At 50.0% G+C, this 23,606-nt stretch carries 17 protein-coding genes; 9 read left to right on the top strand and 8 right to left on the bottom strand.

The features are described 5' to 3' along the window. Positions 1-33: 33 nt before the first annotated feature. The 5 genes from BLQ88_RS27220 to argB all read right to left on the bottom strand — a co-directional run bounded on the left by BLQ88_RS27220 (position 34) and on the right by argB (position 8,147). A complete protein-coding gene (locus BLQ88_RS27220) occupies positions 34-1,374 on the bottom strand; it encodes a vanadium-dependent haloperoxidase (protein ID WP_090156163.1) in 1,341 nt (446 codons plus the stop codon). Then, positions 1,362-4,691, bottom strand: a complete 3,330-nt coding sequence (locus BLQ88_RS27215) for a VCBS repeat-containing protein (RefSeq protein WP_090156162.1) — start codon at positions 4,689-4,691, stop codon at positions 1,362-1,364. The genes BLQ88_RS27220 and BLQ88_RS27215 overlap by 13 nt, the downstream gene beginning before the upstream one ends. Before the next feature lie 27 nt (positions 4,692-4,718). Next, positions 4,719-6,047: a c-type cytochrome gene (locus tag BLQ88_RS27210; protein ID WP_090156161.1), complete on the bottom strand. Its 1,329-nt coding sequence runs from the start codon at positions 6,045-6,047 to the stop codon at positions 4,719-4,721. Between the two features lie 84 nt (positions 6,048-6,131). Further along, positions 6,132-7,283 (bottom strand): ATP-binding protein, encoded by a 1,152-nt coding sequence (locus tag BLQ88_RS27205; protein ID WP_090156160.1) that lies wholly within the window; start codon positions 7,281-7,283, stop codon positions 6,132-6,134. Between the two features lie 78 nt (positions 7,284-7,361). Continuing rightward, complete coding sequence (gene argB / locus BLQ88_RS27200; protein WP_090156159.1) at positions 7,362-8,147, bottom strand: acetylglutamate kinase; 786 nt, start codon at positions 8,145-8,147, stop codon at positions 7,362-7,364. A gap of 210 nt (positions 8,148-8,357) precedes the next feature. Here argB and BLQ88_RS27195 point away from each other — a divergent pair, with 210 nt between their 5' ends. The 9 genes from BLQ88_RS27195 (at position 8,358) to BLQ88_RS27150 (ending at position 17,823) form a co-directional block, all read left to right on the top strand. After that, the gene (locus tag BLQ88_RS27195) at positions 8,358-10,466 is read left to right on the top strand and encodes a protein-disulfide reductase DsbD family protein (protein ID WP_090156158.1); all 2,109 of its coding nucleotides are present in this window, start codon (positions 8,358-8,360) and stop codon (positions 10,464-10,466) included. A 126-nt stretch (positions 10,467-10,592) separates the two neighbouring features. Further along, the gene (gene mntA / locus BLQ88_RS27190; RefSeq protein ID WP_090156157.1) at positions 10,593-10,883 is read left to right on the top strand and encodes a type VII toxin-antitoxin system MntA family adenylyltransferase antitoxin; all 291 of its coding nucleotides are present in this window, start codon (positions 10,593-10,595) and stop codon (positions 10,881-10,883) included. Then, complete coding sequence (locus BLQ88_RS27185) at positions 10,870-11,214, top strand: HepT-like ribonuclease domain-containing protein (protein WP_090156156.1); 345 nt, start codon at positions 10,870-10,872, stop codon at positions 11,212-11,214. The genes mntA and BLQ88_RS27185 overlap by 14 nt, the downstream gene beginning before the upstream one ends. 118 nt (positions 11,215-11,332) lie before the next feature. Beyond that, entirely contained in the window at positions 11,333-13,816 is a 2,484-nt protein-coding gene (locus BLQ88_RS27180) for a glutaminase family protein (protein WP_090156155.1), read from the top strand. Between the two features lie 129 nt (positions 13,817-13,945). Beyond that, positions 13,946-14,668 (top strand): hypothetical protein, encoded by a 723-nt coding sequence (locus BLQ88_RS27175; RefSeq protein WP_090156154.1) that lies wholly within the window; start codon positions 13,946-13,948, stop codon positions 14,666-14,668. Then, entirely contained in the window at positions 14,665-15,945 is a 1,281-nt protein-coding gene (locus tag BLQ88_RS27170; RefSeq protein ID WP_090156153.1) for a T9SS type A sorting domain-containing protein, read from the top strand. Before BLQ88_RS27175 ends, BLQ88_RS27170 begins: the two co-directional genes overlap by 4 nt. A gap of 595 nt (positions 15,946-16,540) precedes the next feature. Continuing rightward, complete coding sequence (locus tag BLQ88_RS27160; protein WP_090156151.1) at positions 16,541-16,900, top strand: helix-turn-helix domain-containing protein; 360 nt, start codon at positions 16,541-16,543, stop codon at positions 16,898-16,900. Positions 16,901-16,914: 14 nt separating this feature from the next. After that, entirely contained in the window at positions 16,915-17,292 is a 378-nt protein-coding gene (locus tag BLQ88_RS27155) for a hypothetical protein (protein WP_090156150.1), read from the top strand. 288 nt (positions 17,293-17,580) lie between these two features. Further along, positions 17,581-17,823, top strand: coding sequence for a hypothetical protein (locus BLQ88_RS27150; RefSeq protein ID WP_090156149.1), 243 nt, complete (start codon positions 17,581-17,583; stop codon positions 17,821-17,823). 78 nt (positions 17,824-17,901) lie between these two features. On the opposite strand, the gene BLQ88_RS27145 is transcribed toward BLQ88_RS27150, so the two are convergent. The 3 genes from BLQ88_RS27145 to BLQ88_RS27135 form a co-directional block, all read right to left on the bottom strand. Next, on the bottom strand, positions 17,902-21,024 hold the full coding sequence (locus tag BLQ88_RS27145; protein ID WP_090156148.1) for an efflux RND transporter permease subunit: 3,123 nt from the start codon (positions 21,022-21,024) through the stop codon (positions 17,902-17,904). Positions 21,025-21,049: 25 nt separating this feature from the next. Further along, the gene (locus BLQ88_RS27140; protein WP_090156147.1) at positions 21,050-22,102 is read right to left on the bottom strand and encodes an efflux RND transporter periplasmic adaptor subunit; all 1,053 of its coding nucleotides are present in this window, start codon (positions 22,100-22,102) and stop codon (positions 21,050-21,052) included. A 96-nt stretch (positions 22,103-22,198) separates the two neighbouring features. Beyond that, positions 22,199-23,530: a TolC family protein gene (locus BLQ88_RS27135; RefSeq protein ID WP_090156146.1), complete on the bottom strand. Its 1,332-nt coding sequence runs from the start codon at positions 23,528-23,530 to the stop codon at positions 22,199-22,201. Positions 23,531-23,606 lie beyond the last annotated feature (76 nt).

The raw sequence follows: 23,606 nt of genomic DNA, 5'->3' as shown, positions 1-23,606 counted from the left end.
AAATATTAATAATTAACATACAATTGTGATAGACTATTTGCCGATTGACTCTTTTAACCGTATTTTCTGAATGACCTGTAACCCAACGCCTCTACCCTGCGTCTGGCCGTTTACAATGGCCGATCGGTAGTGTATCCCGCCGTAAAGCCGACTGATTCCCGCCTCCTCTGCCGCTGCCGAAAATGAAGCAAAATGCCTCACCGGCAGCCCGTACGGCGTTTCCGTATTATCATCAAATGCAAATCCCTTTCCTAATTGCGCTTCCAACACCTCAGCGGCAGCTGTCGAGATCACGCTATGCCCGCTGGTGTATTCGGGAAAAGGCGGCGTTTGCAGCAAAGGGCGCCACTTTTCATCCATATAGGCATTGATCACCGTTTCAGGTCTGATGAACTGGCTGCGGTACTTTTCGTCCCAGCAACTGATAAAGCCGTCGAACAATGCAATGGAAGTAAGCAGGTACACGGCCGACGATTCAATCCAGCTTTTACCGGCGCTCTCCGTGGCTTGTCCGGCAATCGATACCCAATGGCCGCCGGGCGAAAGCTTCTTCGTCGCGAAGTTCAAATGTCCCTGTGTGTTGAGGTAAAATGGGTTGCAATCCCAGAAACTCGCGATCAGTATTTCCTCTTGACTAAGACTGCGGGTTTTGTCATAAACCTCTTTTACCTCTTTCATAAAAATACTCGCAGGCGCCGTATCGAATGCCGGTGGCGGCAGCGGCTTGAATTGCGCCGCCGAATCGAGCGAAACCGGGCGGATATGGCTCCAATAGGGCTCCACGGCATCGATGTAGCCCGGAGGCGTCGGCGTCCATTTGCCTTTTTCCTTACTATATGCGTACCGGCGCTTTTTCCGGGTGGCGGCGTAGTTGTCGCGTGCCGACCACGACAGAATGCTGTCGCTTACCATTTCGCCAAGCCGCAGGGAATTTTGAAAAACAGCCTCGTCGGGCTCGCCTACGCTTGCCAGAATGCTTTCGGCGCTGTCTTTGAGCATCGGTTCCGAAAAGACGAGCCGACCGCCGGTCCGAAAAAACGCGTATAATGCGGCCAGTTCATAATTCACGCCATTCGATGCGGCCATTCCCGGCGCGTGGGGCGCTTCGATCCTGGGGAATTCGTTGGCCTGGCCATGCAGGCTTTTATAACCTTCATGGCCGAGAACGAGTGTTTCGTAAGCCGCGGCATTCGCATATAAATAGATCCTGCTTGCTACCGGAGGCGAGAATATATCATGCACGATCACGCGCGTGAGGTTCTGCTCGGCGCGGTGCAGCAGCGCGGTACCCGGTTGCGCATGCACCACGCCCGCGAGCACGCACATTACGTACACGAAGCATTTGACGGCCCTATTTCGCATCACTTTTTCCATTCCACCAACACGGGCTGATTGTTATTAACGGTATATAATATACGCTTTTTATTTAACAAAACCGCAGAGCGAATATCGCCGCCTGCCCATAAGCCGCTTTCCGAAGGTGAAAGCACCTCGAAACGAAACGGCGCCACCTGCTTCAATACCGTTCCAACAGACGCGTCGCAAGGCCCGAGCTGAACGCGGTAAGGCGAAAAATTACCGGCCAGGACCAGATCCGTTTTATTATCGCCATTCAAATCGTGTGCGATAATGCTGCTCGTCCGTGAAAACTGTACGGCTTCCGGAAGCGGGTGTCGTTTGAAACCGAAGTTGCCCAGATTTTCCAATACTATGCTGCTCAGTTCTTTGCAATGGACTTTTCTGCTTTTGTCAACGGCCTCTTTACCAAAAACATCTTCAACCGTAGCATCTGCGTAACCCGCGTAATTGGTATACTTTCTTTTGAGGGCGGTTATCTGGTCGAGCATTTCGTCGCGGGAGAACATGGGGTAGCTTTTCTCGCCGATATAGTAAGTGCAAATCGGGTCGATCACGCCGTTTTTGTCGAAATCGTCGTAATAGATCGTCACCGGCTTCTCGGGTGTTGGTTTGTATTGACTGTTTAAACCTCCATTACCGAGTATAAAATCCAGGTCGCCGTCGCCGTCGAGGTCAGCGGCTTCGATGGCTGCCCACATTCCATCGGAGTTTTTCAATGCTTCAACAGGCTGATTTTCAAATGTGGTACCTGTGTTTTTAAAAGTCATGACCGGCATCCAATCGCCTGCGAGCGTCAGGTCAGGCTTTTGGTCGGCATTCAAATCCGTGAAAATGGCGGCGGTAACCATGCCAGGATTGAGCAGGGAAGGCACTGCCGGGGTAGTATCCGTAAATTTCACATTGCCGCCCTGCGTATCATTCCTCAGCAGATAACTCCTCGCCGGCATCGGAAACGACCCCGGTACCGCCCGGCCGCCTACAAAAAGATCCGGATCGCCGTCACCGTCCACATCCGCGGCGGTAATGCATTGTTTGGGGTTACGCATCGATGGCAATGCCAGTACCTCTTCGCGGAAAGTGCCTTTTCCGTCGTTCAGATACAGGTGATCGCGGTACTCGGGTGCATTCTCTTCAAACTCATTTCCTCCGCTAACTACATAGAGATCAAGGTCACCGTCGCCGTCCGCATCAAAAAACAATGCATTTACCTCCTCGCAATTCACATTCTGCCGCCAGGGCTGGGCCGCGGCGCCTTCGAAGGTTCCGTCCTGTTTTTGAATGTAAAGCACGCCAAACTGGTGCGAAGCGCCGCCGAGAAACACATCGTCCAGCCCATCGCCATTTACATCACCTTTGGCTAATGCAGGCCCGAGCCGGGAAAGCTGGTAAGGCAGCAAAACCTCCACTTTGAAATCCACAAAATCATTTTCCTGATGCACAAAATCAATCCCCGCTGCTTGTGCAGCCACATTGCGAAACAACGGTGCAGGAGCATTCGTATTTTGCTTTGAATCAACAGCTTCCGCCTCTTTCAATGTTACCAACCCGGCCGGCTGATTGACGAGGAAAGTAATTTTTCCCGAAGGCCACGAAACCCTAACCGAGTCCGCCTTTCCGGCATTAGCCAACCCGAAATGCAGGTCGGTAGTGACCGTCGACTGGTACCCTCGCACGGGGTAGAGCTCGGCATATTGCATAACTCCTCCCACATACACCCGCGCCGTCGCGCCGAATGCGTGCGAATTGGCATTCAAGCCCTGCAAACGCAGCGTCAGGCCCTTTTTATTGATTTGATTCTGATAAATAGAAACCGGCTCATTAATGTGCGAAATGACGATATCCAGGTCGCCGTCGCCGTCAAAATCGGCGTAGGCGGCTGCATTGGAAACCGCCAGTTCATTCATGCCCCATTTTTCGGAAACGTCTTCAAAACCAAAACCTTCCGGCCTTCCATTGTTCCTGAAAATGTAGTTTCGGAGCTTGTTAGAAGGCATTTTCTGCACCAGGTCATAGGTTTTGAAATTCAAATTACCCTTTCCCGCTTCCTTCATCTGCTCGTCGGCGACGGTGTATTTCAGGAAATCCATATTGGTAAAATCCCGCAGGTAGCCGTTGGTAATGAGCAAATCCTTCCAGCCGTCGTTGTCGAGGTCGGCCATGAGCCCCGCCCAGCTCCAATCGGTATTGCTGATGCCCGCCAGCTGGCCTATTTCGCTGAAACGGGTATTCCCCGCCTCATCGAGCCCACGGTTCAAATGCAGCATATTACGCATATTCTGGTGGTAATAGCCGCTGTCGAGCAGCAAATGGTACTGGTCGTACATATCCGGACCTTTGAGCAGCTTCTGGCGATGGTTATCCTCGGGCAGCATATCGAGCGTCAGCACATCGGGCAGGCCGTCGTTGTTGAAATCGGCCACGTCGGCACCCATCGAGAACTTCGAAACATGCGTGAACGACTTACGCAACGACTCCGTGAATGTGCCATTGCGGTTATTGACATAATAGCAATCCACCTCGGTGTAATCGCTCGTCGTGTAAAGATCCGGCCAGCCATCCTGGTTGATATCCGCCACCACGACGCTCAACCCGAAGTTCAGCGCATTGTTGATAATGCCCGCTTTCTGCGTCACATCTTTGAATTTCAGCTTCCCTTTTTCGCTTACGTTTTCAAACAGCCGGTTGCCGAAATACGGGTTCGGCGTCGCCCGCATTTCCCTGGTATTCAGGAATGGATTGACCGTATGATTGGAATGATTGAGCAAAAACATGTCCAGGTCGCCGTCTTTGTCATAGTCGAAAAAAGCGGCCTGCGTGGACTGCGAGCCAATCGCATTAAGCCCCGCTTCCACGGCAACCTCCTTGAAAACCGGCACGCCGCCTTTCACTCCCTGGTTGATGAACAGCTCATTATTCTTATCAGCCAGTTTTCGGTAAAATCCTGAATGACAAACATAGATATCGGGCAACCCATCGCCATTCACATCCGCTACGCTCACGCCCGTGGCCCATTTGCCATTGCCTTCGAGCTTTGCTTTGCGGGTTACGTCCTCAAATGCAATGCTACTTTCCGTCGACCGGTTCAGGAACAGCTTGTTGGGAACCGTATTACCGGAAATAAACAGATCGGGCTTGCCGTCCGCATTGAAATCGCCCACACCGATCCCGTTTCCGTTGTAGAGATATTCATACCGGAAAATGTGCAGCGAATCGTTCTCTTCGATCCGGTTCGTGAAATTCACCCCGGTTTCTTTCGGGGGCAACTTCCTGAAAACAGGTTGGGAGAAAACGGGAAATGGCAGCAAAAACAACAGATAATAGTGTTTACCCATGCAATACCGTTTATGAACCAGTAAGAATCAATTCCACTTGAAAACCAGCGCGTCGTCACCGGGCTCCCGGTCGACGTACATCAGGATGAGCGTCATCATCTCCTGATCGCTCCGCATGTTACCCGTCGACAGCACCAGCTGCGGCGGATTATGCGGGTTTGCGGGGTTACTTGCCGTATTATCGTAAGTTGCTTCCACCGTCACCACGGCCCCTTTGGGCAGCAATACCGGCTTTTTGTATTTGTAAATTTCCTGCCAGCGGAAATCCCACGCAGGCACATGCACGAGGGGGATCGTATCGCCCGCAGCCTGCGTCGCATACGCCTTGAACTCCTTGCCCAGGTAATGCATATGCGGCCACGCGTACAGGAGCGAAATGTCGGGCTGGTTGTTCGCAATGCGCAGTTTAAAACTGTTCACCTCGTTGGCGAAGATCATCAGCGGCGGGGTAATCTCCTTCTCCCCGATTCCGCCCGACCCGAGGCTGATCACCTTTACTTTGCGTTTAATGGGTGTTTTTTTGAAGAAAACATTCAACCCATCAATGCTTTCGGCATCCAAGGAGCTCGGGCCGAAATGCACCGTAAGCAGCACCACGCCCCGTTTGGGCATTATCCAGCCCATATCTTCGGGATAAGCTTCCACCGTCGTGCCGGGAATCCAGCCGCCGTAATAGGTCATTTCTTTTTTATACTTGACCCATTCATAATACTTGTCACCTTCCGCTCCGCTCAGGTCCACGACATTCACGGTATTATGCAGGTCCACCGAGGCGTCGGGCACCGGGTGGATCGCAAAATTGGCGTGATGGATAAGCTTTTTGTTATTCGAAGTAAATTCAATGGCCTCCACATTGGCCTCCTGCGCCATTTCAAACGGGATCTTGAACATGACGAAGCGCTCTTTGGCGTCGCCTTTCAGCGTGAACGCCTCTTTCATGCTCAGTTTGAGGTCAGGTTTGCGTTTATAAGCGGTTCCGGCATCGAGACGGGCCTGTAACTCCTGCTCGGCTTTCGCATTGGCCTTGCCTTTGGGCGTACCGGCGTCGATCCATTCGACGATTGCTTTGATATCTTTTTCGCTCAATGAGCGGTCGTTCGCAAAGGAATTGTAATGGTTATCGGCCTTCCAAGGTGGCATGTACCGTGAGCTGACGACCTGTTTGATGAATTTGGAGCGTTTGGTAACGTCCTCGAACGTCACCAGCGGGAACGGAGCTGCCTCGCCCGCACGGTGGCACGGAACGCAATTGGCATGAATAATCGGTTGTACATCCTTATAAAACTCGGGAGCCTGGCCTGCACACCAATCACACAAAAGCAAAAAAACCAGAACTAGGCCTTTTCGAAACAGCATGGTAATGAGTGGGTTTAACTCATGCAATTTAAGAACTTTAAATTTAATTTTAAGAAAATTTAATAATTAGGTCATAAAATTGGGTTAAAGCTTGTCTAAGTCACCAATTGAATACACAGTTCCAATGCTTCTAGACTGATATTCAGTACCTCCGTATATTAAATGCAGGCTGACTTCATTTGCCATTTTCTGAAAATAGGTCAGCCCGCTGAAAAAGTCATTCTGAATTGTTTTCCCAGACTTAATTTCGACTGCCTTGGTGCTCATTCCTTCCTGAATGATCAAATCCACTTCATGCTGCGAATAGTCCCGCCAAAAGTAGAGTTTCGGTTGCCGACCGGTATTCAAGATGTTCTTTTGAATCTCATTAATAACCAGATTCTCGAATAGCGCACCTTTCGCAAAATGCACATTCAACTCCTGCACACTGGTGATGCCAAGCAAATGCGACGCCAGGCCCAGGTCGTAGAAATAAACCTTCGGCGTGCTGACGATCCGTTTACTGAAATTCTGGTGATACGGTTGCAGCCTGAATGCGATAAAGGAGGTTTCGAGTACCGACAGCCACGCGTTTATCGTCTTATTATCAATACCGAGCTCGGTACCAAGGCTTTGTTGATTGAAAAGCTGCCCGATCCGCCCGGCCAGCAACTGAACGAAGCGCTGAAACAAACCCAGATTCAGGATGTTTTTCAATTGGCGAACGTCTCTTTCGATATAGGTTCTGAGATAATTATCGTAAAAAGTGGTGGAATCGATGTCTTCCGTCAATTTTCGGGGATATGAACCCGAAATAATGTATTCCTCCCAGCTTTGCGGCTTATAGGTCGAAGTTCCAAGTTCTTGCAGCGAGAAAGGCAACAGGTAGAAAATAGCAACCCTGCCGGCCAGAGACTGGGTTATCTGCTCCATCATGAGAAAGTTCTGGGACCCCGTTAATATGTACTCGCCTTTCCGCTTACGATCGTCTGTGAAAACTTGAAGGTAGGAAAACAGTTCCGGCACATACTGGACTTCATCAATGATCACCCCGTTCTGATAAGTTTCCAAAAACCCTACCGGGTCCTCCTGCGCAAATGCGCGCGTACTTAGGTTTTCCAGGTTTACATACTGATAATCCGGCCTGACCATCCTAGCCAATGTCGTCTTCCCCGATTGTCGTGGGCCGGTCAGGCTGACGATCGGGTATTTTTCCAGCATTTCATCGACCTTCGTCGCAAGCTTCCTTTCTATCATTCTGTAAATTTAGGAATTGAATTCCTAAATTTACAGATATCTATTTAATTAGATAACTATCAATACAATAAGTTGTATTTACAACACAATCGCCGTCCCCGCTCCGCCCGAAACCGCATTCGCCAGCTCATCGGCATGGCAGATCGTTACCTGCGTAACCCCGGAGTTTAATGCGGCGAATGCATTATCCAGTTTTGGAATCATTCCCTTGTTAATGGCGCCGGTTGTTTTGTATTCTTCGTAAGTAGCGGGTATCAGTTTAGCGATTACCGCGTCATCGTCGTCCGGATCGGAGAGCACGCCTTTTTTCTCGAAACAATAAATAAGGTTTACTTCAAATGCTTCCGACATCGCTACGGCGGTGGCAGAGGCCATGGTATCCGCATTGGTATTGAGCAGCAGGCCTTCCGCGCTGTAAGTCAATGGGGCGATGATCGGCGTGAGGCCGCTGGAAAGGATCGCATTGATTTGTTCGCCGTTTACAGCTTCGATATCGCCGACAAATCCGTAGTCGATCGTTTTCACGGGGCGTTTCACGGAGCGGATAATGCCGCCGTCGGCACCCGTGAGGCCAATGGCATTACATCCTTCGGCTTGGAGTTGGGCTACCAGATTTTTATTAACGAGCCCTCCGTAGACCATCGTTACCACGTCCAGCATTGGCTTATCGGTAATGCGGCGGCCGTCGACCATCTGCGTTTCGATCTGCAATTTCGCGGCTACCTGCGTGGCTACCTTTCCGCCTCCGTGAACGAGGATTTGGGGGGCGTCGAGCTGTGCGAATGCTTTCAGGAAACGGGCGCAGGCTTCGGGATTGTCGATCACATTACCGCCGATCTTGACTACGTATAAGGTCTGGGACATGTTAATAACTGTTAACTGAACTGGATTTGAGGCGACAAAGGTAGCAGAAACGCGAATCGGTGTAAAGGGAATTTCAATTGATGAATTTTTTTGTGAAAATTACGTTCGATAAGAAAGCTCTATCAAAATTGTAGATTGTTCGCCGGGCGACGTTCGCCGGGCTGGCATCATAGTTACAGCCCGGCAAAGCCATTTCCCCAAATCATCGATATGAAACGCGGTATTATATTCATTCTCAGTATTTGCCTTTTTGTAGCCGGCTTCGCGCAGGCGCAGGTCCAGAAAGCCAAGGCGCACTGGACTTACTCTTTTTCCAAACCGGAAGTCAAAAAAGGCGAGACCGTAGACCTGGTTTTTACCGCAACCATCGACAAGGACTGGTACATGTATTCCTCCGACTTCGACCCGGACCTGGGCCCGATGCTGACCACATTTACATTTGAGAAGAACAAAACTTTCGAAACCGTCGGCAAACTGAAACCGCAGAATCCGAAGACGAAATTCGAGGAAGTATGGCAGGGAAATGTGCGTTATTTTGAAGGGAAGGGTGTTTTTAAACAAACTGTCAAAATTCTGGCCGACAATCCGGTTATCAAAGGGACTTCCGAATACCAGACTTGCAGCCACGTCAGCGGCCTGTGCATTCCGGGCGGGGAAGATTTTGAATTCAAAGGATTAAAAGTAGCCTCCGCAGCCACCTCCGCTACTGAACAACCCACCGTAGGCGCTGCCAAACCGGACGATAAGTCGGCAGTGGCCCCAAAGACAGCGCCAACCGCTCCTACAAATGCAACAGACACCGCCGTAGCCGTTTCCGCATCCGACATTCCCGCCGATACCAATAGCGCTACCACCATCGAAACGGCACAAAAACCCGCTTCCGACGATCCTAACTCGGGTGGTTCATTGTTAGGTTTCGCATTGGCCGCATTCCTTTCCGGTCTCGTCGCATTGCTTACCCCGTGCGTTTTCCCGATCATTCCGATGACCGTGAGCTTTTTCACGAACCAGGAGAAGGGCAAATTGAAGGCGTTTGTATATGGTATTTCAATTATTCTGATCTATACATTAATAGGTACCGTCGTGTCGCGGCTGAACGGGCCGGCATTTGCCAACTTCCTCAGCACGCACTGGCTGCCTAACCTGCTCTTTTTCGCCATTTTCATCACATTTGGTTTATCGTTTCTCGGCCTTTTCGAAATTGTACTACCGAGCGGTTTTGTCAATAAAATGGACCAGAAAGCCGATCAGGGCGGTTATGCCGGGGTTTTCTTCATGGCATTCACATTGGTACTGGTTTCATTCTCCTGCACCGGGCCGATCGTCGGCAGCTTGCTCGTAGCCTCCGCGGGTGGAGAAGTGGTGAAACCGATAGTAGGTATGGCCGCATTCTCGGCGGCTTTCGCAATACCATTCACCTCATTCGCATTATTTCCGCAATGGCTAAAATCGCTGCCGAAATCAGGCGGCTGGTTGAATACCGTGAAAGTGGTATTGGGTTTCCTTGAACTGGCTTTGGCATTGAAGTTTTTCAGCATTGCCGATCAGGTATACCACTGGCATTTGCTCGACCGCGAAGTGTACCTCGCCTTCTGGATCGTCATTTTCGCATTGCTCGGTTTTTATTTATTAGGTAAAATCCGCACGCCACACGATTCGCCGATTGAAAAAGTGAGCGTTCCCCGCCTGCTGCTTTCCATTATCACATTCACCTTCGTCGTGTACATGCTCCCCGGGATGTGGGGCGCGCCGCTCAAAGCATTGGCCGGCTACCTGCCGCCGCAATCGACATTGGATTTTGATTTGAACAAAAGAACCGCCGCAGCGGCCCCATCCGCGATTTCCGCAGAAACCCGCAAATACGCCGACCTTTTCCATTTGCCTCATGAACTCGAAGGCTTCTTCGATTACCAGGAAGCATTGGCTTACGCGAAAAAGGTCAACAAACCCGTTTTCATCGACTTTACCGGCCACGGCTGCGTAAACTGCCGCGAAATGGAAGCACGCGTATGGGTTGATCCGGCCGTATTGCAGCGCCTGAACAACGATTACGTGATCGTCGCCCTCTATGTCGACGACAAAACCGAGCTTCCCGAGGCGCAATGGTACACTTCCAAATACGACAATAAAGTAAAGAAAACCATCGGCGCCCAGAATGCAGACCTGCAAATTGTGAAGTATAACAACAACGCGCAGCCACATTACTGCCTCGTCGATCACGAGGGAAATCTGCTGGTGCAGCCTAAAAACTACGACCTCGATCCCGCGAAGTTCGCCGCGTTTCTGGATAGCGGGAAGGCGGCGTTTGAGAAGAAATAACCTTCAATCAGTCGCGTAGCGACGTAATATAGGTAGCCATACGTTGGATACACGTCTTTCAAATCCCGTAGGGATGCAACTTTATATGCCCTGCATTTCTTATATTGGGTCTGAAACAATCCTATTATGGAGCAAATCATTCAGAAAGCCGCCCAATTCTTCCGGGATAAGCCCGTTAAACGCGCATATCTTTTCGGTTCGGCAGCCCGTGGTGAACGAACCGCCGAAAGCGATGTTGATATCCTGGTAGACCTCGATTACGAGAATGGTGCAGACTTCTTCGCATTTATCGACATGCAGGAAGCACTCACCGAACTCCTCCAAACCAAAGTCGATCTCGTCAGCTCCAACGGCCTGTCTTCTTTCATCAAACCTCAGATCGATCAGGAGAAGCAATTGATCTATGAAAAAATCTGAGGGCGACAAAGTACGGCTACTGCATATTCTTGAAGCAATTCATTACATTCATTCTTTTATCGAAGGAAAAGTAAAGGGCGACCTATACGACGATCCAATGCTTCGTTTTGCCGTTGAAAGGCAACTGGAAATTATAGGAGAAGCAGCCAATCATTTATCGGACGACCTCAAATCCACTCGCCCGGAGATCGAATGGAGAAAGATCATTGCGTTCCGGAACTTCGTAGCGCATGAATATTTCGGCATTGATCTTGAACTGGTTTGGGATATCATAATCAACAAGATACCTGCATTAGAAAATACAGTTTCCCAACTGCTATCGGAACAATAGCGCATTAAATGCAACCCAAATGGCTTCCTCGTTGCTCGATACGCTTCTTACCCCTATCATTACGAAATTTTCCAATTCCCGGGATTGAAATCCCGGGCTAACAAAACCGACCGAAATTATGCTCAAACGCTGGCTTACCGCGCTGACGCTACTCACTACCTCAACGATTTTTGCCCAATCCATCCGGCCGCCGGCCACTCCCCTCGTTACCATCGATCCGTACACCAGCGTATGGTCGTTCGGCGACCAGCTTGCGGGCTCCATCACCAAACACTGGACCGGCAAACCACACCCGATGGACGGCTTCATCCGCGTCGACGGCAAAGCTTATCGCTTCATGGGCGCCTCCACGGCCGAAATGAAAACCATTTTGCCGACGGCCAAACAGGAACCTTACACTGCCAAATTCACTGTCACAAAACCCGACCCGAAATGGTGGTTTAAGGACGGGTACAATGTCGGCACCTGGAAACAGGGCCCCGCGCCCTTCGGAACGCACGAGCGCAATGACGCGATGCTCAAAGGCGGTACCGAATTCCCGCAGGAGCTTTGGTATCGGCGCGATTTCAACCTCACGAATGTCGATTTTGAAAAGCCTGTCCTGAATATCTTCCACGACGACGATGTGCAGGTGTTCATCAACGGCGTACCCGCCTACGATTGCGCGCCTTGCTTTACGAGCGATTACGAATTCAAACCGATCAGTCCCGCGGCAGCGAAGGCATTAAAAAAGGGCAAGAATACATTGGCAGCCTATGTGAAGAATGGCGCCGGGCCAGGTTACATTGATATTGGCCTCGCCGACGAAATTGCTCCGAAAGGCGCGGACGCGGTAGCATTGGCCAGGCAGACTGGCTTTGAGATGAAGGCTACGCAGTCGATTTATCGCTTCGACGCCGGGCCGGTCCAGCTCACCGTGCGTTTCGTCGCTCCATTGATTATGAAAGACATGGATTTGCTCTCGCGGCCGGTCAACTACCTTATATATGAAGTAAAGTCAGCCGACGGCAAGCAGCACGATGTGAGCATTATGAATGCGGTAACCGGACTTTGGGCTACCCATGACAACACGCAGTCGGTAGTTGGTAAAGAGGCTAATCAGGATGGTTTGACTACATTGTCCCTGGCTAATTCGGTTCAAAACCTGCTGGCCAGAAAAGGTGACGACGTACGAATCGACTGGGGTCAGGCTTATCTCGCGGCGCCGCAAGGCTCAGTGAAGGGTTCGGCTATCGGACTTTCAACCGATATTATTAAAGAATTTGCTTCCAAAGGCACCCTGAGCGTCGACCAGGCCGGCGCGGCCCCTGCCGACACCAGGTCAATGGGGCTGATATTGAATGCGGGAAAAGTAGGAGCTGAAAGTAAGTCGCTGCATGCTTTGGTGGCATACGATGATGGCTATTCGGTTCAGTATTTCGGCCAAAACCTGCGGCCCTGGTGGAACAAAGATGGCAACAAAACCATCGCCGGCGAATTGAAAAGCGCCGAGGCCGACTTTGCCAAAATCCTGCAAACCTGCGAGGAAACCGACAAAACCATTTACGACGACGCATTCAATGCCGGCGGCAAACAATACGCCGAGCTTTGCGTACTGGCCTACCGCCAGGCTATTTCCGCACACAAACTCGCCGCCGACCCTACCGGCACGCCATTGTTTTTCTCCAAAGAAAATTTCAGCAACGGCTCTATTGGAACGGTCGATATCACTTATCCATCGGCGCCATTGTTCCTGCTCTACAACCCGACGCTGCTCAAAGGCATGATGGAACCCATTTTCCACTACTCGGAAAGCGGTAAATGGACCAAACCTTTCGCCGCGCACGATGTAGGCACCTACCCGCTCGCGAACGGGCAGACATACGGCGAGGACATGCCCGTGGAAGAATCCGGCAACATGCTCATTCTCACCTACGCCATTACCAAAGCGGAAGGCAACACCGATTATGCCAAAAAGCACTGGAAAACCCTCAGCATTTGGGCCAATTACCTGAAAAAAGAAGGTTTCGACCCTGCCAACCAGCTTTGCACCGACGACTTTGCGGGACATTTGGCGCACAACACCAACTTGTCTATCAAAGCCATCATGGGTCTGGCCTCCTACGCCAAACTCGCCGAACAACTCGGCGAATCCAAAGAAGCCGCCGAAGTAACCACATTGACCAAAGACTTCGCCCAGAAATGGGTGCAAATGGCCGCCGACGGCGATCACTACGCATTGACTTTCGACAAAAAAGGCACGTGGAGCCAGAAATACAACCTGGTATGGGACAAGCTCCTGGACCTTAACGTCTTCCCAAAAACCGTCGCCCAAAAAGAAATCGCCTACTACCTAACCAAACAGCAACCTTTCGGCCTGCCGCTGGACAGCCGCAAGACCTACACCAAATCCGACTGGATTGTCTGGACGGCCACGCTCGCTGAGAAGCCGGAGGATTTCCAGGCATTGATTCAGCCCATTTACAAGTATGCGAATGGTACTGCTGATCGCATTCCGCTGTCGGACTGGCATGAGACGACCAATGGGAAATCCGTCGGGTTTCGGGCACGGTCTGTGGTTGGGGGGTATTGGATGAAGGTGCTTGGGGAGCGTTGGAAATAGCTATTTTTAGTTGTTAAGTCAAAGGGTCAGAGGTTGTCAGGTATGGCGATTTCTGGCCTTTTTTTTGTTGATATAGTTTCAAAAAGGTTACATCTTTAAGCTATAAAAACCAAAAGCCAATTTCTCTCTATGCATTTGAAGATTTTACTCATTTCCTCTATCGCCCTTGCATTGACTTTTTCTGCCAAAGAATCATTTGGGCAAATGAAAATCGGCACGAATTCGACGGATATCGAGCCCAGTTCCAATCTTGAAGTGGAAGCTTCAACACCTGGTCGGAAATTTAAAGTGGATAAAACCACCGGGCAATTGACAATTGCAGACGGAACTCAGGCCATCAGCTCAGTGCTCGTATCCGATGCGGATGGTAAGGCAAAATGGAGCCTTTTGACTCCCAGCAACCTGTCTCAGTTCCCCAGAATGCGTGCCGACGGCGCACAAACAGGACCACTCGTGAATGGCGAGCGCATAAATCTCAGCTATCCGAGTTTTTCAGTTGTACAAGGAGGCTTCCATATTCCCGCAAATGGTACTTATAAAGTACTCTATTCGGGTTGGTACCAGATAGAAACCAGGCTGACTATCGAAAACAATGCTGGCTGTACCGGATCGTCTTTTATGGGCCTGGAAGTAAGCCTGATACGCAATGGCGAAGCCAGCACTTATCCGATCATCGATGAAAGACTCGCACCTGTATTCGAGGATAAGTACATAACCAAAGCTTCCACATTGGTACAACTGCTCGCCGGAGACTATACTTCTTTCTCCATTCTCCCGACCATCAAATCTCCCCAGGCCGGATGTTCGGTCAAGGTGGTTGAAGGAAGCTACTTGATCAGCTACGTCCCATGATTAACGCGATCCAAACCACGATAAAAAATCAGATTTCAGCTCGTGGCCCGCAGTACTTCTTCCTTTTCAATTTACTACTCCTTCTCGTATTAAGGTCGGTTGAGATATCAGCACAGCAGAAAGTATTTGGTAACGTCTTCATCCCTGCCGGCGGAGAAGTTACGGTTTTTGGAGCGCAGGACTTAGGTAGCGGAAAGATAACCACTGCCAGAGGCATTGCGCATGGGACGTTGAATACAACTGCATCTGCGCAGTTCACAAATATTAACGGAACCCATTTTGTAGACGGCGCAGTAAAGAAACTGAATGCAGGTCTATCATTTTTTCCGGTCGGCGATGGCACATTTTACGGGCCATTTACAGCATCATCAGCTGGCACGACCGGCATGTATTTTCATTCCGACCCGGCCGGAGCATCGTTTCCTGTCACGGCCCGGCAAGCCACGCTTTCCTTTGTCAACAACTCCGAATATTGGTTAATAGAGGGAGCAAATACTACTCCGGTCACCCTCACCTGGAACAAAGCCAGCGCTCTCGCGGATCATCTGAGCAAATTGGACAATATCAGAATTGTAGGCTGGAAAAACGGCATCTGGACTGAAATTCCTTCCCGGCTGGACGCTAACTCAATTCTCGGAGGGCCCTCTTCTCCACAATCTGGATCTATTACCAGCTCCGAAGCAATCAAACCCGACGACTTCAAAGCATTTGCCATCGGAACAAAATCCGAAACGCTTCCTGTGACATTGGTTGAGTTTAATGTAAAAAAGGAGTCATCAACTGCTATATTAAGCTGGACAACAACTTCCGAAACAAACAGCCACCACTTTGCCATTGAGCGGAGCGGGAATAGCAAAACCTGGCAAAATATTGGCATTGTAAAATCTCTCAGAGAAAGTTCCGCCCGACATGAGTATCACTTCGTAGACTCCGCGCCCATCCATGGAATCAACTACTATCGTTTAAAGATGGTAGATGCTGACGAAACCTTTGCATACAGCTCGGTTCGATCGCTGGATTTCGATTTTGCGTCGGAAGGCATCACTACTTATCCCAATCCAGCATTTAATGTACTGAAAATCCAACCCCGGATTACAGACGGCAACCGGCGTAGCCAGGTCACTATCACGGATTTGAATGGCCGGAGGTACGGAACCTCGACCCAATGGACCGGTGACGATTTGAATATAGAAAAGCTTCCAAGCGGAATATATATCCTTTCTGTGCCGACACAGTCAGGAGAAATGGTGCAGACTAAATTCATTGTCCAGAAGTAATATCGAGCGTAAAGTTCAAACGCATGCCGGCAATACTAAATCTGCAAGGATCATTTCCGTTCACACAAGTATCTCTGCCGGCTGCTCATTGATAATTAAAAATTAGGTTAATATAGCCATCTACAACGCCTTATGCTGAAACGGGCCTGGTTTCAGGCTTGACAAATATTAAGTTAAAACTTAACTTTATGTCAAAGTTCAGCATTCGGATATCAGATAAAGTCGGGCCTACCAGAATCAAATTGTATAAACTTTTCATTCAGAAAACCTGCCAGGTTGACGATTTTGAGGAAGAGATTTCGAGGAACTGCAGACTAGATCGCGAAGTAGATAAGATTTACAACATTCTGGAAAAGGTGTGCAATCTTAAAATGTTGCCAAAAACGATGTTTCGCCTGCTTCACTTAGGGGAGTTCTCCTACCAATTGTACGAGGCAAAAAGCAAAAGCTTACGCTTTTATCTGATCAAAGTCGAAAGGACTGGAAAGATAATCCTTTTGGGCGGGCGCAAGAGCAATCAGAAAGCCGATCTGAAATATCTGATAAAATTAATGCATGACATTGAGTCCGAAGGCATAACAAATATTACTAACCTATGAAAACACGCGAGGATCTTCTAAAAAGCCCTGCCTACTGGTTAACAGATGTGCAGATTGAAGTTTTCAATCTACTCAATAGCTACATGGAGGAAAACAATCTCACCCAAAAGCAGGTGGCAGAAAAATTGAATGTATCTCCTTCCTACGTGTCTCAGATTCTGAATGGCAATTTCAATTTCACCATTTCCAAGTTGATTGAACTTGCATTGCTCGTTGGCAAGGCGCCTATTATCAAATTTGAGACGATCGAACAAATCTTGAATGCAGAGGCGGCGCAAGTGCAGGCGGAAAGCAAATCTAGAAAAAAGAAAATTGCCAGTTTAAACAGCCCGGTTTCGAATATCTCCGTTAGTTAGATCTGCCAACCACCATGTCTGAATTCTGCCCCTACGAAACCTCATTCAACCGCGGACCTAATTTCCGGGTCAAGTACCGGCTTTATTCTTATGAAGAAGGCGGCCGCTACAATCCCGCTTTGCAGCATTACAAATGCGACTTCCACTATAAGAATGAAGGCAAGTTCAAGCATTCAATCTACATGATCTGGCCGGAATTTGAGGATGAGAACGGTCGCATTCTCGATGGGACAGAATTTGTACCCTTATCCGGAACTGCCACGATGTGGATCGTCACCAAGGACTTCATCCCTTACCATAAGGAATATTTGAGGGTCGGAACGATCGGATATTTTAAGGAAGGCAACAGAAGTGTCGGGGAATGCGAGGTAATTGAACTGATTGAGTTTTGAGCTTTTCCCCTCTACCTACACACGTGACTGGTGCCGTGATCATCCATTTGGAAACCCGTTACCTCCTCTTTATTTCCAATCCCCTACCGCAGGAAAACCCAAATGTATTTTGCTTGTGTTTTCTCTGTTAACTACCCAACTTACACCCACCTTAAACACTATCAATATGAAAAAGCAACAACGGTTTGCCCTGCTATGGTGTGGGTGTTTCGAAAGGCCCCGAACGCTGATAATGGCGTTAGGTCGCCTAACGCAGGGCATTTTCATTCCACCTAACACATTATCAGCATGACAACTTCATCACACACGACCGAATCCGAGGATTCGGTGTGCCTCGCTTACGGCAAGCAAGTAAAAGAACTTTTGAATGTAGGCAGCCCCGCGGAAATTCGGGATCACTTGTGGTCGATTTACAGTGATTCGATGGCATTCCAGCAGGAGGCCGGCTACAATCCGCGTGTTAGTGACATTTTCATGACTTTTCGCGAGCTGACGCTTTTCATACAGCGCATTGAAAGTGTGAAAGCGTAAAAAGCAAATGCCCCGCCATCAAAACAGCAGGGCATTTGCATTATATCTGTGCCATCAGGCACATTTATCAAAAGACTATCAAGCCTCCAAAACCATCTCCTCCTTCACTTTCCGCTTCTTCCGCTTAGCAAATCGCTCCTTGATCCGATCCACCACATAATAAGCGCTAGGTACGAGGAACAAGGTCAAAGTAAGTGAGCTGGTGAGGCCGCCGATGATTACCCAGGCCATGCCGTTCTTCACCTCGGCACCGTCGCCGGATGCGAGGGCAATGGGGAGCATACCCGCGATCATCGCGATGGTGGTCATCAAAATCGGGCGGAGACGTTCCTTGCCGGCTTCGATGAGGGCTTCTTTCAATGCATAACCTTCTTCTTTCAGCTGGTTGGCGAAGTCGACGATCAGGATCGCATTTTTGGCTACAAGACCAAGTAGCATGATCATACCTACGATCGAGAAGATCGTGAGGCTTTCCATGGTCAGGGCCAGGGCGGTTAATGCGCCGACGAGGGCTACCGGGATCGAGAAGAGTACCACAAACGGGTAAATGGTACTTTCATAAAGCGCTACCATAATAAGGTAGATCAGGATGATACCGAGCAGCAATGCCACGCCGAGGCTGCCGAATGCGTCGGCCTGGTTTTTCAGGTCGCCGCGGTACTCGATGCTAATGCCTTCGGGGAGCTTCACTTTCGCCATTTTGGCCTGAATGTCGGCGCCGATGGAACCGGACGGGCGGCCTACTACCTGCGAGTTGATGGTGATCGACGACAGGCGGTCGATGCGTTGCAGGACGCTTTCACCCATTCCCTCGCGAATGGTCGCGAATTGCGAGAGCTCGAAGGTCTGGCCCTGGCTGTTCACGAAATTCAGGTGGCGGATGTCGTCGGCTTTGGAGCGGTCGAACTGGTCGAGGTTGACCATAATGTCATACTCCTTGCCATTTTGCTTGAATTTCGAACGGTCGTCGCCACGGAATGCAGTTTGTAAAGTCGCACCTACTTCGGCTGCATTGATGCCGAGTTGCGCCATTTTCTCACGGTCGAGGGTTACGCCTACTTCCGGTTTCGGGTCGTCCACGGAGTAATCTACGTTGGAAGAACCAGGCACGGAAGTCACGATGTCTTTCACTTGTGCAGCAACTTTCCGGATCACTGCCATATCGGTACCTTTCACAGCTACCTGGATCGGCGCCTGGTTCGCATTACCGGTGATCGAGGTCGGTGCGACGGTCACTTTTACGCCCGGGATTTGGAGGATCTCGTTCTGGATATTCTGGCCAAATTCTTCGGACGAAATGGTACGCTCTTTTTTATCCACCAATTGCACGGTCAAATCGGCAATGTTGCTGTTGGAAGTGGTTCCCAAGCCGGTGCTGCTGTAACCGACATTGGTAAATACCTTGGTAACCTCCGGTTTGCCGAGCAGAATCTTCTCCACACGCTGTGCTACCTGATTGGTTTGGTATACCGAAGCAGTAGGCGCCAATTCAATGGAAACATTCAACTCGCCGCGGTCGCTTTGCTGCATGAAAGCCGCTCCTACGAATCCGCCCGGTACCAATGCGATAGAACCGATAATCAATGCAAACGAGAGCAGGAAAATGTAGCGTTTGTGACCCAGTACCCAGGTCAGAATCCGACCGTATTCTTCTTTTACATTATCCAGAAGATGCTCAAAACCGAGGTTCAAACGACCCCAGAGGCTGTTTTTATCCAAAACTTCTACTTTACCGAAACGCGAGGCGAGCAACGGGGTTAATGTAAACGATACGAGCAAGCTCATCAATGTCGAGAACACGACCACGAGCGAGAATTCGCGCAAAATATTACCGATCAAACCCTGCGTCAATGCAAGCGGCACGAATACCACGACGTCTACCAATGTAATCGCCAATGCGGTGAAACCGATTTCGGCGCGGCCGTCCAATGCGGCCTGCCAGCGGCTTTTGCCCATTTCCATGTGGCGGTTAATGTTTTCCAACACCACAATGGAGTCATCGACGAGGATACCCACCACGAGCGAAAGCGCCATGAGGGTCATCAGGTTGAGCGAGAAGCCCATCACACTCATCAATATAAATGTCGGGATCATCGACGATGGCAATGCCACGAGGATGAACATCGAGCTCCGGAAACTGTGCAGGAACAAAAGCATTACCACGGACACAATCAGTACCGCAAGCCCAAGGTCGAATACCACGGCGTCAGCCGAAGCCAAGGTGTAAATGGACTGGTCGGAAGCAATGTTAAACTTCAAACCTTGCGCTTCGTATTGCTTTTCAAGGCTGGTCAAACGCTCGCGGGTGAGCTTACTCACGTCTACGGCATTCGCGTCAGATTGTTTCTGGATTTGCAATGCCACGGACGGGCGACCATTGATGTGGTTCACCGCAGTAGCATCCGCAACACCGTCGTAAACCTCTGCAATGTCGCGCAGGAAGATCTGTCCGCCATTGGAAGATTTACCTACGATTACATTTCTCAAATTGGCAACGGTAGTGAGCTTCGCGTCGAAACGGATGGACAACTGGTCGTCCTGGGTTTTCACCTGGCCGGCCGGGTAAGAAGTGTTCGCATTGTTGATCGCAGCCGAAACCTGGCTGATCGACAAATGGTAGGCCTTCAATTTATCCTGGCTGATGTTTACCTGGATCTGGCGCTCGGTACCACCAATAATGGTCACCTGCCCCACTCCGGTCACGTTCGAAAGCTGCGGTTTCAGCTTGTCATCGATGAGGTCGTACAATGCGGATGGCGAAAGGTTCGCGGTCACACCCATTCTCAAAACCGGGATTTCGTCCGTAGAGAATTTGTTGATTACGGGACGATCCGCGTCATCGGGCAGAAGCGAAATCACTTGCTCCACCTTCCGCTGCGCTTCCTGCTGCGCCAGATCGACGCTAATGCCTTGTTTCAACTGGATAATCACAGACGACACACCTTCCTGCGAAGTCGAGTTGATCTGGTCCAGACCTTCAATGGCGGACACAGCGTCCTCAATATGCTTCGTCACGTTCGTTTCGACTTCATCCGCGGAAGCTCCGCGGTAAGTCGTCATTACGCTCACAACATTGGCCTCAAATTTGGGCAACAAGTTGTAAGACAATTGGTTGTAGCTAATCAAACCGAACAGTATCAGTACCACGAATACTACGGTGATGAAGAGCGGTCTCTTTACGGCTACTTCGGTAATTGACATAGTTCTTTCAGTTTGCTGATGAAGATTATTTTGTAACGGTCACCGCCGCGCCTTCGCTGAGGTTGATCTGTCCGGTCGTAACCACCGTCTCGCCGGCTTTCAGGCCTGCCAACACTTCCACATTGTCGCCTGCTTCGCGGCCTACTTCAATTTTACGTTGTTTCGCCACGCCGCCTTCCACCACGTATACATACGGGTTACGCACGCTTTCCACGAGCGCGCTGCGCGGGATCAGGAGCGACTGCGCGCTGCTTTTTTGCTGAAATTCCACAGTTACGAACGTACCGGCTTTCAGTTCGGTAGAGTTTTTCACCACAATTTCCACCGGGTAGTTGTGCGACTCGTCGCCTTGCGGGGCGATGTAGGAAATCACGCCGTCGATCTTCTTACCGGGGAAAATGCTGGTGCTCACCTGCACGTGCTGGCCTTCTTTGAGCTTGTAAACATCGTTTTCGTTGATCATCACCTGCACTTTCAGACGCGATACATCGAGGATCGTTCCAAGCGAAGTACCCACGTTCACAAATTCGCCCGGCTCGATGTTTTTCTTCACAATGCGGCCGCTGATCGGCGCCTGAATGGACGCGTCACTGATCTGCTGCTCGATCTGCTCGGCCTGGTTCAATGCATTGTCGTAGTTGTATTTGGTATCGTTCACCTGCACTTCGGTGGCTGCATTGCCTGCCAAAAGTTTGGAATAACGATCCGTATCCTTTTTCAGTTTATTGATATTCAGCTCCGTAGCTTCGAGGGAAAGCTCTTTCAATTTGCTATCCACTTTCACAATAGTTGCACCTTGCGCCACGTGCGAGCCGAGTTCGTATTTCACAGCCAGTACCTTACCTGCCGCGGTAGCCATAATTTCGGCTTCTTTGAAAGGAATGAGGCTCCCTGTGCGGATCAGTTGCTGGTCTGCGCTGCCTTCCTGTACGGCGGTGGCCGTTACCGGAATGGTTACATTCTTATTTTCGGGCATTTTCTTCTTCTCGTCGATCTTGGCTTTGTTAGCAACCAGCCTCACGCCGATCAGAACGCCGATAACGATGATGGAACCGATGATGATGAGTTTTCGCTTCATAATTTTGAATGACTGAATGACTGAATGACCGAATGACTGAATGTCGAATGAGTCAATGAGTGAATGAGTGAATAATGTTGGTTTGTTGATGAAGTGCTATGGTAATGCGGTGTAAAATTCGTTGAGGCTGCCGGTGGATTGCTCCAAACCGAGTTTTGCCTGGTAGTAGCTCAGCATGGAATTGATATAGTTGCTTTGCGACTCCTTATACGAAGTCTCTGCATTCAATAAATCCGTCAGCGGCACAGTGCCTTTGCGGTATTGAAGCGTCGTCACATCGTATACTTCCTTCGCGAGGCTTACGTTGTTTTCGTCGCTGGCCAGACTGGATTTTGCTTTTTGTAGCTGGGTCAATGCATTGCTGTTCTGCAATTCGTAGTTCTGTACATTGAGTTTCAGCTGCTCTTTCTGCGTCATCAGGTTCAGATCGGCCTGTTTGAATTGCGCGTCGCGGCGGAAGCTGTCAAAAATCGGGATGTTCAGTTTTAAACCGATAGCGCCGTAGCTGAACCAGTTGCCCCAGGAAGTACCGAGGTCATTACCGAGCGCCTGCACGCCATAGCGGCCGTAAACCGACACTTTGGGTAGATACCCCGCCTTAATGCGCGCCTTTTCGAGCTGTTGCAGCTCCATATTCAGGTTTTGTATTTTAAAATCGGTCAGGTTGGAAGCATTGAACTGACCCGGCTCGACGAGCTTGAATGGCTGGTCGAGCGGATTATCTGCCAAAACGAGCTGCTCGGTAAGCGACATGCCCATCTGGAATTTCAACTGGTTTTCAGAAAGCGTAAGATTGCTTTCCGCCAATGTCAGCTGCGATTTGATATTGTTCAAATTCACCTGCGTGCGGTCGTAATCCACTTTTTTGATCACGCCGTTATCGAGTTGCAGTTTTAATGTGCTGAGGATTTGGCTGGTTTTATCCAGGTTATCCTTCAAAAGCGCGATCTGCTGCTGCGTCACAAAAACCTGGTAATAGGCGTTCGCTACATTATATATGATCGTCTCCTTTGTCTTCTTCGCGTTCAATGCGGCGTTCTCCTGGTTCGGCTTGTTGGCTTTGATACCGATCAGCATCGCCTGGTCGAACACCACCTGGTCTACCTGCGCCGACGCATTGCTCTGGTACTTGGTACCCAGCGCCACGCGGCGGTCTTCCCCGCCAAACAGCGCACCCGGCAACACGGTCGATTGCAATTTCAGGTTATCGTCGAGCGACCCGGTACCCGCTACTTGCGGCAGATAACCCGCCAGTGCCTCACGTCCCTGCTGCACGGCCGTACTCTCCTTATACTGAGCTATTTTAACATTCCCGTTGTTCTTGATCCCGTAGGCAATGCAATCTTTCAGACTCAGCGTCGTCTGCGCCCAGCCCGGCACCGCCGAGGCGGCGGTTAACACGATTGCGGCGATCCATTTACTTTTCATTTTGACCTGTTGTTGATTGTTGTGGCTAATGCAAGATAGTTGATACCTCTACTGGTGATATATCAACTATTAATTC

It is taken from the genome of Dyadobacter soli (assembly GCF_900101885.1).
GTDB lineage: Bacteria > Bacteroidota > Bacteroidia > Cytophagales > Spirosomataceae > Dyadobacter > Dyadobacter soli.
The sequence above is the reverse complement of the archived record's forward strand: the minus strand, read 5'-3'. Positions and strand labels throughout refer to the sequence as shown.